Here is a 12,179-nt window from a genome sequence, read left to right as displayed (position 1 = left end):
AAAAGTAACAATGTCTCAAGATCTTGAACACGTTAAATGCCTGATCATAGGCTCAGGCCCTGCGGGGTATACAGCTGCTATTTATGCTTCGCGTGCCGATTTAAAACCTGTAATGTATACAGGCATGCTTGCCGGTGGTCAGCTTACGCAAACAACAGAAGTCGAAAATTATCCTGGTTACCCTGAAGGAATTATGGGCCCGGAAATGATGGAAAACTTCCGCAAACAAGCCGAACGTTTGGGTACTGATATCCGCTTTGGCTACGTTAGCTCTGTTGATTTTACAAGCATGCCGCATAAAGTGGTAGTTGATGAAGTAAAAACTATTTTGGCCGATACTGTTATCATCTCGACAGGTGCATCTGCAAAATGGCTGGGATTAGATTCTGAACAAAAATATAGTGGCTTTGGCGTATCTGCCTGTGCTGTGTGTGACGGTTTCTTTTTCCGGGGACAGGATGTTGCTATTGTTGGCGCCGGTGATACTGCTGCTGAGGAAGCTACTTATCTGGCTAAAATGTGCCGTAAAGTGACGATGATCGTTCGTCGTGATGAATTCCGTGCCTCAAAAGCAATGATGCACCGCGTACTACATACACCAAACATCGAGATATTATATAATACCGAAACTAAAGAAATTGTTGGCGACGGACAAAGTGTAACCGGTGTAACAGTAATAAATAACGTTACTAACCAGGAAACTACTTTAGATGTTACCGGCTTTTTTGTAGCCATAGGTCACAAACCCAATACCGATATATTCAAAGGCTGGATCCATATGGATGAAACCGGTTATATCGTTACCAAGCCTGATTCAACCCAAACAAATGTTGAGGGTGTATTTTGCTGTGGTGATGCCCAGGACCATATCTATCGCCAGGCAGTAACTGCAGCAGGCTCAGGATGTATGGCAGCCATAGAAGCGGAACGGTATTTAGCTGGAAAAGAGCATATTGTGACGGCGTAATTATTATCGCAAAACAAATTTATTTGTTATAGCTTTATACCTTATATAAATACTATTATATCATGGGAAAAGGCGATAAAAAATCTCGTAAAGGAAAAATAACAATGGGTTCATACGGAAAAAGCAGGCCGCATCATATTAAAAAAAATGCACCGGCTATACCATTGGAAAAAGCAGAAAAACCTGCTGAGGATGCAAAACCTGAAAAAACTAAAAAACCATCCGCTTAGGCGAATGGTTTTTTAGTTTAAACATCTATTTTTACACAATTTACCCCTACGTTTTCAAAATCTGTTATATTCACGGTTGTTATACTAAAGCTGTTGATTTGCTATGCATAAATATTTTTTACCGCTACTATTTGTTCTTTTAATCTTCTTTTCAAAAATTACAAACGCTCAGGATACAGGCCCTAATATGGGTATCATTCCCGCCCCTGTTTCCCTGCAAAAGCAACCCGGGACATTTACTTTAAGTCAGCAAACCGCTTTTGTTGCCGATAGCCCCAACAATAAAGCAGTCCTTTTTTTAGCAGATTACCTGCATAGCAAAAGGATGCTGAATATTCAGCCTAAAGCTAATTCAGGTAATGATATTGTAAACGGTATTGTATTAACTTCTGCCGGTACTGATGGCTTACCTGCCGAAGGTTACCGTTTAACCATCACCCCACAAAAAATTACCATTGCAGGTAAAGGCGCTGGCTTATTTTATGGAATTCAAACCTTAATACAATTGATCCCTCCTGAAGGAATGGCAAGTATTAATTTACCTTGCGTGCAAATAGAAGATTACCCGCGTTTTGGTTATCGTGGCATGATGCTGGACGTTTGTCGACACTTTTTTTCAGTCGAGTTTGTTAAAAAGTATATCGATTTGATGGCAATGTATAAATTCAATACGTTCCACTGGCATTTAACTGATGACCAGGGCTGGCGCATCGAAATAAAAAAATACCCGCGCTTAACAACTATCGGTAGCCAGCGTGCCCAAACTTTAATTGGCAATTATCATGACCGCACGCCTCAACAGTTTGATAATACGCCTTATGGAGGGTTTTATACACAAGATCAGATACGCGATGTAGTTAAATACGCTGCCGACAGATACATTACCATCATTCCTGAAATAGAAATGCCTGGTCACTCAGAAGCTGCGCTTGCCGCTTACCCGGAACTAAGCTGCGATCCAAGCAGAATTTATAAAGTATCTGAAACATGGGGAGTATTTTATGATGTATATTGCCCGTCAGACAAAACATTCGAATTCCTGCAGGATGTATTAACCGAAGTAATGGACTTGTTCCCAAGCAAGTACATTCATATTGGTGGCGATGAAGTTCCTAAAAATGTTTGGCGTGAATCTGCTTTTTGCCAAAAGTTAATTAAGAAATTAGGTTTAAAAGATGATAAAACTTCGTCAAAAGAAGATAAGCTCCAAAGTTATTTCATTCAGCGGATGGAGAAATTTGTCGACTCAAAAGGCCGCAGGATCATTGGCTGGGATGAAATCCTGGAAGGCGGCTTATCTCCCAATGCTACTGTGATGAGCTGGCGTGGAGAAGCAGGCGGTATTGCCGCAGCTCAACAAAACCACGATGTGATCATGACACCCGGAAGCGGCGGTCTATATCTTGATGCGGCACAGGGAAAGCTAAGTGACGAACCGGTAGGTATAGGTGGCTATTCTCCGTTGCAAAAAACTTACAGCTACAATCCTACACCAGCAGCGTTAACACCGGATCAGCAAAAACATATACTAGGCGTACAAGGGAATTTATGGACGGAATACATTGCGACTGATGCAAAGGTTGAATACATGATATTACCACGATTACTTGCAGTTAGTGAAGTTGGCTGGTCATCGTTAGCTAATAAAAACTTCAATGATTTTGCTAATACACGCTTGCCTAACCATCTTGCCTGGTTTGATAAAAATAATTTTGATTATCATGTGCCGCCAACAATTGGTATAAAGGATACAATTGAATTTGGATCGCAATTGAATGCTCAACTAAAACCTTCAGTTACGGGTGCGACGGTTTATTATACTATTGACAGTTATACTCCCCGGGAAACCGACTTAATTTATAATACGCCTTTAAGTTATAATGTTCCTCTAGATCAATTCCGCGAGCTGGAAACTATCGTAATTACGCCATCAGGCAAGCGAAGTGTGGTGACGCACACCGTTATGTGGAATAAAACACCACTGCCACCGGTTAATTATACAACAAATAAAAGTGGATTGAGCTATCAGCTATATTCCGGTACATTTACCAGCACTACTGATTTGGACAAATCAGCAGTTGTTGATACCGGCGTTGTAAAAAGTTTTAACCAGGCAGCTATAAAAAAGAGTTCGTTGGCTTTTGGTGTAATATATTCCGGCTTTATACGTATTGATGATAATGGTGTTTATAACTTCACTACCCAGTCTGATGATGGATCAACATTATTAATTGATGATGTGCCGGTTGTAAATAATGATGGCAGGCACGGTTCGTTAGAACAAGGCGGTTCGGTTCCTTTACAAAAAGGATTTCACCGCTTTACTTTAAAATACTATAATGTTGGTACAACTGCAACATTGCATGTATATTTAACCATTCCGGGTAAACCTAAAGGCGAGGTATCGCCCGACGAATTATATTATTAAGCGCTTTATTAAATGAGCAACAGGCTTTATTTTTTTTTATTGATAGCTGGTTTACTAGCAAATGGATGCGCACAGGAAGCAGGCAAACCTGCGTCGGTTGCTACCGTGCCTCAGGCGTCGCAAAAACCATCTTTAATGGATCCGTTTCGATTCCATAAATTGATTGAAGTTGCTCCAGGTAATGATTTTGATATTCTAAGCTGGGGTCGCGGTTCAACTGAAACCGGTTCGTTTATAATACTTCACTCAGACTCTGTAAACATGAAGTATAGCACCACAACCGGTGATCTGGATGGTGTTGTTGTTGATGCTTTTAATACCGATATGGATGTAGATGGTAATCCGGAAATATTGATCCAGGCAAAAACAAAGGATAGTGTTTATAACACCACGATATATGCTTTTGAATTTGATAATGGCAAGGCGAACAAGCTTGATTTTCCGAAATTATCTTCGTCACAAAAGAAAGGCTACCGCGGAAATGACAGTTTTTACGTTCAAGATGGAAATTTAATGCGCCAGTTCGCTTTATATGATGGTACAGGAAAAGATGCAAAACCAAATGGCCAAAAGCGTTTATTGCAATATGGCATACGCAATAACGAGTTTACAGTAAAACAGATCAGCAAGGATTCAACAGATACAAAAGCGGTAGGGCCTTTTGCCGCAACCCCGCTTAAAAAAAGTACTGAAAGCAAACATTCAAAATATTCTGATTCAAAGTCAATTAAAAAATCATCGAAAAAGAAAAAGCATAAAACTGAAGAAAGGCATGCCTCTCGCAAAAAGAGAAAGAAACACCATCAGAGTGATTGATTTTTTCAATAAGTAATCTAAAAACTACTACTTTAGTAGATAAGTTTTTCTACGCTTAATCACTAATAACCCTATATTTGAAAATTGGATCAGCCTTTTATATAGCTGAGATTATTTATTATGACAGTTCTTTCGGGCGCAATAAGTGACAAATACGAATTGGTTGTAGGGTTAGAGGTTCACGCACAATTATCTACACTTAGCAAAGTATTTTCGTCGGATTCCGCAGCTTTTGGCGCTCAGCCTAATCATCACATTAGTCCGATATCATTGGGGCATCCTGGTACACTGCCGCGTATTAATAAAAAAGCAGTTGAGTATGCAGTTAAAATGGGGTTGGCTTGCAATTCAACCATTAACCTAAATAATACATTCGCCCGAAAAAATTACTTTTATGCAGATTTGCCTAAAGGTTATCAAATAACCCAGGATGTTAAACCTATCTGTTTACACGGCTCCATAAAAGTGAAGCTTACTGATGGTAAAATGAAAGATATTGCGATCCATCATATTCATATGGAAGAAGATGCCGGCAAAAGCCTACATGATAACCATAGTGAAAATTCATTGATCGACTTAAACCGCGCAGGTGTACCACTAATTGAGATAGTAACTGAACCAGATATGCGCAGCAGCGAAGAAGCTGGCCAGTTTTTAACTGAAACACGCAAGCTATTACGATACCTTGATATTTGTGATGGCAATATGGAAGAAGGCAGCATGCGCTGCGATGCTAATATTTCGGTAAGGTTAAAAGGCGCAACCGAGTATGGTAACCGTTGCGAGGTTAAAAATTTAAACTCTATCCGTAATGTGCAACGCGCTATTGAACATGAATTCACCAGGCAGATAGGTATTATCGAATCTGGTGGCCGAATACATCAAAATACCTTGAACTTTAACGCCGATACCGGAGAAACATCAGTATTGCGCTCAAAGGAAATGGCAAATGATTATCGTTATTTCCCGGAACCCGATCTTACACCACTGTTTTTAGATGAAGCTTATTTAAATAATATCAGGCAGGCTATGCCAGCCTTGCCAAATGAGCTATATAAAAAATACGTTAATAAATTATCATTATCTGAGTATGATGCCACTGTTATAACTGCTGAAAGGGAGTTGGCCATGTATTTTGAAGGATTAATAAAACATACAACCAATTATAAATCTGCCGTGCATTTATTAATGGGCCCTATAAAATCGCATTTAAATGAAAGTGGCCTTTCGATAATTGATATTAAAGTAACACCTGAAAATCTTGCGGGTTTAATCCATCTTGTTGATTCCGGCAAGATAAATAATAGCGTTGCTACACATAAACTTTTCCCTGCTTTATTAGCATCCCCCGAAAAAAGCGCCATACAACTTGCTACCGAATTAAATTTACTTATAAGCGACGATGGTGGTGATGTAAGCGGCTATATTCGCGATGCCATTGCCAAGTATCCGGATAAGGTAATAGAATACAGAAAAGGAAAAAAAGGCGTTTTAGGTTTGTTCATGGGTGAGATCATGAAAAGTTCAAAAGGCAAGATTGACCCACAAAAAACAAATCAGTTACTAATAAAAGAACTTGAAGCCAAATAAAAAATGAAAAACCGCATATTATACACTCTTTTTGCATTAACACTGTTCATATTTTCTTGCTCGGATAAGAATGCTTTTACTATAGCCGGAACTATCAATAATCCTGGTAGCCTGAAAACAATTTACTTAATGGAAGCAGATAGTTCGGCAGTAAATGTTGTAGACTCAACCAAATTGAGCGAGGATGGTAAATTTAAATTTAAGCACAGTGCTGCATATGAAGGATTATATAAACTCCGTGTTGGAGGAACTGTATTCGACCTGATCGCTAAAAATGGCGATGATATCAACTTTACTACAGACAATAATGATAACAGCCATACTTATCAGTTAACAGGCTCTGAAGAATCAGAAAAGTTAAAAGAATTTAATAAAATAACGATGGTTTATGCTGATGAAAATACCAAGTTATATAACGAATACCAGGCAAAAGCACAAGCAATTGGACATGAGTCAGATTCTCTAATAAACATTTATCGCCCGCAGTTTGAGAAGATAAGCAATGATGAAAGTTCGGTTGTGCTAAAATATGTAAATGACAATAAAAACTCATTAGCAGGTTTTTATGCATCTACCATGCTTGACCCTGACAAATATGAGGCTCAATTAATTGCCTACGCCGAATCTATCAAAGGAAAGTTTAGTACCAACCCGGGTGTTCTTCAGTTTATTAAGCAAATGATGATCATTAAGCCGGTATCTATTGGCCAACCCGCTCCAGATTTTACTATAATCGGTATTGATGACAAACCAATAAAACTATCTGACTATAAAGGTAAATACGTGATCTTAGATTTTTGGGCGTCATGGTGCGGGCCTTGCCGTATGGAAAATCCTAACGTAGTTAAACAGTATGCTGTTTACCATCCTAAAGGCTTAAACATTTTAGGTATATCACTAGATACTTCAAAAACTAACTGGCAACAAGCCATTGCACATGACCAGTTAAGCTGGGCTCATGCGTCGGACCACAAAAATTTTGAAGGGCCAACCGAAGTGCTTTATCATATTCAAGCCATACCTTCAAACTTTATCATTGACCCCAAAGGAATTATCATTGCGAAGAATGTAAGGGGTAGCGACCTTGAAGATTTTTTAAACAAAACGTTTAATAAGCCTCAATAAATTGTTAACATTACGTAACATTTAACAATTTGTTAATACTTAATTAACTATTTGCTTCTATTTAGGTTATACTTTTATATCAAAATTCAACCGTAATGAGTAACACATCTAAACAGAAAATATTAATTGTTGATGACGAACCGGATATTTTGGAGCTTATTGAATACAATCTAAAAAAAGAAGGCTACCAGGTATTTTTAGCACATAATGGTCAGGAAGCTGTAACTGAAGCAAAAAGATCATTACCGGATTTGATCGTGCTTGATATCATGATGCCCAAAATGGACGGTATCGAGGCTTGCCGTATTATGCGTACCATGCCGGAGTTTAAAAACACATTTATGGTTTTTTTAACCGCTCGCAGCGAAGAATACTCAGAAATTGCCGGCTTTAATGTTGGTGCAGATGATTACATCGCTAAACCTATTAAGCCACGTGCCTTGGTTAGCCGTATTAATGCTATACTACGCCGCAATGCCCCGGCTGAAGATGTTACAGATAATAAATTGGAGATTGGTGACCTGGTAATTGACCGCGAAGCTTATTTGGTTTACCAAAAAGGTGTTAAAGTTGTATTAGCTAAAAAAGAATTTGAACTGCTTTATTTACTGGCTTCAAAACCCGGTAAAGTATACACGCGCGAGGTTATCTTAAAAAATATCTGGGAAGATTCAGTAGTAGTTACAAACCGTACTATTGATGTCCACATTCGCAAAGTAAGGGAAAAATTAGGTGATGATGTGATCTCGACTGTAAAAGGCGTAGGATATAAATTTGGAGCATAATTAATTTGCTTCTTTAAACTAAAAAAGGCTCCAACTAGGAGCCTTTTTTAGTTTAAGCTATTTTTCCACAAATCTGGATTTTCCCTGATATGGCTTATCAGTTCTATTATTTCCTCAACTTCGCTCCTGCTTAACGGATTTTCGTTTTCTGACGTGTAGCTATACATCTTTCCGGGTTGCTCAAAGGTTATAAATCCTAAATAATTACCGTCTGTTTTATGCGGCACCTGCTCAGTTGTGTTTAAGAACCCATGATGATCGCCATCGGCCTCATTAGTAAAAACATTATAGTTTAAACTTAAAACTGGATGGCCGTCCATCAAAATCTGTGTTTCAGGAACTACAATTAAAGCCCTGCCACTATCTAATTTAAAGTATATTGGTTTCATTATATTGCCTTTATCATTAATAAACTTTAGGATAATTTAAAAGTTTTGTTCATTTAAAAAACCAACATAAATAAACTTATTAATAATTATTTATCTTATAAATTAATTTTATTCCATATTGGAATGAATTTTGTAGTAATCTACGAGTCGCCACTTTAGGCGTATCATTAAATAATATATAAATCTACTACTATGGCTACTAAAACACAAAAATCAAAAAACGCTGCTTCGGCATCACGCACACCTGAGCAGGAGGATGCATTAAAGGAATTATTTTTTGACGAGTTGAAGGATATTTATTGGGCTGAGCAACATTTGGCTAAAGCCTTGCCTAAGATGATCAAAGGTGCAACATCGGAAGATTTGAAAAAAACAATTGAAAATCACCTCGAAGAAACTAAGAACCATGTAACACGTTTGGAAAGCGTATTTGAGTCGGTTGGCGAAAAAGCTAAAGCAGTTAAATGCGAGGCAATGGCTGGTCTGTTAAAAGAAGCAGAAGAACTTTTGACAGAAACTGATAAAGGTACCGAAGTAAGAGACGTAGCGATTATATCAGCTGCGCAAAAAGTAGAGCATTATGAAATTGCTTCTTACGGCACTATGCGCACACTGGCTGGCGTTTTAGGATTTGATGAAGCACAAAGTTTACTTGACGAAACTTTAGCTGAAGAAAAAAATGCAGATTCGCTACTTACGCAAGTAGCTGAAAATTATGTTAATGAAGCCGCCGCGGCTGAATAATTTACTAAAAAGCCGGTTATTTAATTAACCGGCTTTTATTAAATTTATACCATTAATAAACCTTTATTATGCCCGAACTACCAGACCTGCAAGTATTCAGTCGAAACTTAACTAAAGCCTTAAAAGGAAAGAAATTAGAAAAGGTCGACATAAAAGTTTATTCGAAACTCAATGTATCTGAAAAAGCATTACAGGATTCTTTAAAAGGCAGCACGCTTATTAAAGTTGTTAGGGCTGGTAAAGAGTTGCATTTTGAGTTTGATAATAAGCACATACTTGGTTTACACCTGATGCTACATGGTCAGTTGTTTATGTTTCATAAAACAAAAGAACATAATTTTACCATTATTGAGCTTTTATTTGAAGATGGAACAGGACTTGCTTTAACTGATTTTCAAAAAGCCGCAACTCCTACTCTTGATCCTGCAGATAACGAAACCCCTGATGCTTTAGACTTTGAGGAGAAATACCTGGCAACTAAATTATCCGCCACTAAAACTCCTATTAAAACCGTCCTTATGAATCAGAAAATTTTGCGTGGCATTGGTAATGCTTATGCCGATGAAATTTTGTACGATGCTAAGCTCTCGCCGTTCTCGCCATCGAATAAAATTCCTGCAGATAAGATTAAACAATTGGTAAAATCAATTAAAACCGTTTTGGAAAATGCAGAAAAGCACATAATAAAAGATCATCCGGATATTATAAGCGGCGAATACCGTGACTTTTTACAAGTGCATCAACCCAAAAGAAAGGAAACACCTAATGGCGAAACTATTCATCAAAAACCGGTTGATTCACGTAAAACTTATTATACCGACTCTCAAGAATTATTTAATTAATGTGCCTTAAATTTTCCGGCCTTATAATCTTTCACAAATTGATTATAGTAGCCTTTAACTTTTTCGGCGTACTTGCGGGCATATTCAATAACAGTATCCTGCCATTGCTGATCGCTTCCCCAAGCTTGCAGTTCATCTATTATTGCAGAACCGTGCATCCCACCGCTCCGTAATTGTGCAGACGCCGTTAGTGCAGCCATATCGTCAATTACCTGGTAAATATCACGGTATTCGTCTTTAAGCAGCTTAAACTTTATGGTGTCCTTTACCGGTTGCAATTGTTGTATCACGTAAGGAGTCTCGCGAAAAACAGTGGTACTTAAAAGTGATGATGATACGTTTTGCATTCGCTTCTGTATGGCGATTACCCTTTCTGCATCATTCGGCCAACTCAATTGTTGCACGGTTGTATATGGCAAAACAGATGACGGCCTTGCCTCTTTCATATCAACAAACAGGTATTTATTTTTAGTATTGGTACTTTTTAACAAAAATAAATAGCGCTTAACACCCAGGCTACCAGTACCGGCAACACGAAAAATGATACTTTTAACTTTATAATTATAAGGCCCGTCACTGCTGGTTGCTATCCAATCATTGATATGCGCCTTTAATTCGTGCTTTAATTTTTTATCGACTTTAATATGGCGTTCATCCTCAAGGGACAATTCAATCTTATTCTTTTTAGCTACTGTACGCTTTGCGATAAGTTCTTTTTCAGTAGTTTGATCAGCCGAAGTCAGAAAATTACAAACGATGCCTTTTGCTGTACGCGGATCAATACTAATAGCTTTTGCCTTAGCTAAGGTTGCACAATAATTCCTTACAAAAAGCTGCGCCATTTTCAGTGCTTTTTCAGGTTCTATTCCAAGGGAATCGAATGCGATGAAAATACTGGTTACCATACGCGATAGTTCAAAACTTGCAGGCGCTAATAATCCCTCATCAAAATCATTTAAATCGAAATAGACCAGTTTATTATCGCCCTTATAGCTACCGAAGTTTTCGAGATGCAAATCACCACAGATCCAAACTAATGGCGATAATGGTAATGCATCTGCATTTGCCAGGTCTTCATAAAACAAATGGCAAGTCCCGCGATAAAAACGAAACGCATTTTCTGTCATGGCTTCATATTTCATTTGAACCATGTCGGGTAATAACTCTTTGTTAAATGCGATCAGGCGTTCGGATAGTTTGGACATAGTTAAATTGCTGGCATTCCAAAATGAATATCAACAGTTGGAATGTTCTAAGTTAAAAAATTGTTAAACTATTAAGTACTGAAGTGTTATTTTGTTTTCGACAAAAATTTATTTAGCCACCGGTTCAATAAAAACCTGTTTCATTCGCGGGAAAGATGTTTTAATATTTTTAGTAATGCGTTCAATGGCATCTGTTATTTGTTTGGTTGTTAAGTCTTGTTTAAACACTGTATTTAGTTGGATCAAAATATCTTCGGGAGACATGTAGGTTGAAAAATGCTTTTTTACTTTTATCACATCTTCATCAGCCTGCACTAAAGCAATAACTTTTCTGAGTACCTTTCTGCTGGTTGGTTCGCCCATTAACAGGCTTTTACTCTCACGAACTAAAAATGCGGAGATCACTATTAATATCATGCCAATGATCATAGATGCTATTCCATCGTAATAAGGGTTATGAAATAATCGCCCAAGGAAAACCCCAAGAAAAGCAACAAACAAACCTAACAAGTCTCCAAAATCACCCAAAAGAACGATGATGGTGGATGGATCCTTTGTACCGACAACTGCTTTCCAAAATGGGATAGCGCCGCGCTGGGTATTAAAAGCTTTTAAAGCTGTTACCATTGACACTAGGTTAAAAACAAACGCTATCGCCAGGATAATGTAATTCCAGGTTGGTGTACCATCAAATTCAGGTTTATTGAAACGAATCCAGCCTTCATAAAAGGAAATACATCCACCCAAAATAAATATCACCAGTGACACGATAAATGACCAGAAATAAAGCTCTTTTCCATATCCAAAAGGACGTCCTGCATCAGGAGATCTTCTACTTGTTTTAACGCCCCAAATCAATAATAACTGACTTATGGCATCTATTACAGAGTGAACACCTTCGGATAACATTGAAGAGCTGCCCGTAAAAGCTGCAGCAATAAATTTTGATATGGCAATACTCAGGTCAACAGCTAAGGAAACGTAAAGGAATATTTTGGATTTCATGAATTACTGCTAACGTCTGTATTCCGAACACTTTTTAACAGCTTAAGTTTTTA

12 protein-coding genes are annotated in these 12,179 nt (G+C 38.0%); 9 read left to right on the top strand and 3 right to left on the bottom strand.

Annotated features, from left to right (window positions below; all coding sequences use genetic code 11):
* Window positions 1–10: 10 nt before the first annotated feature.
* The 7 genes from trxB (at window position 11) to ACYZ0U_RS10240 (ending at window position 7,941) form a co-directional block, all read left to right on the top strand.
* Complete coding sequence (gene trxB / locus ACYZ0U_RS10270; RefSeq protein WP_461451999.1) at window positions 11–967, top strand: thioredoxin-disulfide reductase; 957 nt, start codon at window positions 11–13, stop codon at window positions 965–967.
* Window positions 968–1,029: 62 nt separating this feature from the next.
* The gene (locus ACYZ0U_RS10265) at window positions 1,030–1,197 is read left to right on the top strand and encodes a 30S ribosomal protein THX (protein ID WP_461451998.1); all 168 of its coding nucleotides are present in this window, start codon (window positions 1,030–1,032) and stop codon (window positions 1,195–1,197) included.
* 187 nt (window positions 1,198–1,384) lie between these two features.
* Window positions 1,385–3,625 carry a family 20 glycosylhydrolase gene (locus ACYZ0U_RS10260; RefSeq protein ID WP_461451997.1) on the top strand — a complete coding sequence of 747 codons (2,241 nt, stop codon included), beginning with the start codon at window positions 1,385–1,387 and terminating at the stop codon, window positions 3,623–3,625.
* 12 nt (window positions 3,626–3,637) lie between these two features.
* Window positions 3,638–4,441: a hypothetical protein gene (locus ACYZ0U_RS10255; protein ID WP_461451996.1), complete on the top strand. Its 804-nt coding sequence runs from the start codon at window positions 3,638–3,640 to the stop codon at window positions 4,439–4,441.
* A 120-nt stretch (window positions 4,442–4,561) separates the two neighbouring features.
* A complete protein-coding gene (gene gatB / locus ACYZ0U_RS10250; protein ID WP_461451995.1) occupies window positions 4,562–6,031 on the top strand; it encodes an Asp-tRNA(Asn)/Glu-tRNA(Gln) amidotransferase subunit GatB in 1,470 nt (489 codons plus the stop codon).
* A 3-nt stretch (window positions 6,032–6,034) separates the two neighbouring features.
* A complete protein-coding gene (locus ACYZ0U_RS10245) occupies window positions 6,035–7,156 on the top strand; it encodes a redoxin domain-containing protein (protein WP_461451994.1) in 1,122 nt (373 codons plus the stop codon).
* Window positions 7,157–7,251: 95 nt separating this feature from the next.
* Window positions 7,252–7,941 (top strand): response regulator transcription factor, encoded by a 690-nt coding sequence (locus ACYZ0U_RS10240; RefSeq protein WP_461451993.1) that lies wholly within the window; start codon window positions 7,252–7,254, stop codon window positions 7,939–7,941.
* 47 nt (window positions 7,942–7,988) lie between these two features.
* Here ACYZ0U_RS10240 and ACYZ0U_RS10235 read toward each other — a convergent pair whose 3' ends face one another.
* Window positions 7,989–8,330, bottom strand: coding sequence for an SH3 domain-containing protein (locus ACYZ0U_RS10235; RefSeq protein WP_461451992.1), 342 nt, complete (start codon window positions 8,328–8,330; stop codon window positions 7,989–7,991).
* 192 nt (window positions 8,331–8,522) lie between these two features.
* On the opposite strand from ACYZ0U_RS10235, the gene ACYZ0U_RS10230 reads away from it, so the two are divergent.
* Together ACYZ0U_RS10230 and ACYZ0U_RS10225 are read left to right on the top strand one after the other, a co-directional pair.
* Window positions 8,523–9,074 carry a YciE/YciF ferroxidase family protein gene (locus tag ACYZ0U_RS10230; protein ID WP_461451991.1) on the top strand — a complete coding sequence of 184 codons (552 nt, stop codon included), beginning with the start codon at window positions 8,523–8,525 and terminating at the stop codon, window positions 9,072–9,074.
* A 68-nt stretch (window positions 9,075–9,142) separates the two neighbouring features.
* Window positions 9,143–9,916 (top strand): Fpg/Nei family DNA glycosylase, encoded by a 774-nt coding sequence (locus tag ACYZ0U_RS10225; protein WP_461451990.1) that lies wholly within the window; start codon window positions 9,143–9,145, stop codon window positions 9,914–9,916.
* Here the strand turns inward: ACYZ0U_RS10225 and ACYZ0U_RS10220 are convergent.
* The gene (locus ACYZ0U_RS10220) at window positions 9,913–11,121 is read right to left on the bottom strand and encodes a DUF2252 domain-containing protein (RefSeq protein WP_461451989.1); all 1,209 of its coding nucleotides are present in this window, start codon (window positions 11,119–11,121) and stop codon (window positions 9,913–9,915) included. The genes ACYZ0U_RS10225 and ACYZ0U_RS10220 overlap by 4 nt on opposite strands.
* 108 nt (window positions 11,122–11,229) lie before the next feature.
* A complete protein-coding gene (locus ACYZ0U_RS10215; RefSeq protein WP_461451988.1) occupies window positions 11,230–12,126 on the bottom strand; it encodes a cation diffusion facilitator family transporter in 897 nt (298 codons plus the stop codon).
* Window positions 12,127–12,179 lie beyond the last annotated feature (53 nt).

Source organism: Mucilaginibacter sp. (genome assembly GCF_965225845.1).
Lineage (GTDB): Bacteria > Bacteroidota > Bacteroidia > Sphingobacteriales > Sphingobacteriaceae > Mucilaginibacter.
The sequence above is the reverse complement of the archived record's forward strand: the minus strand, read 5'-3'. Positions and strand labels throughout refer to the sequence as shown.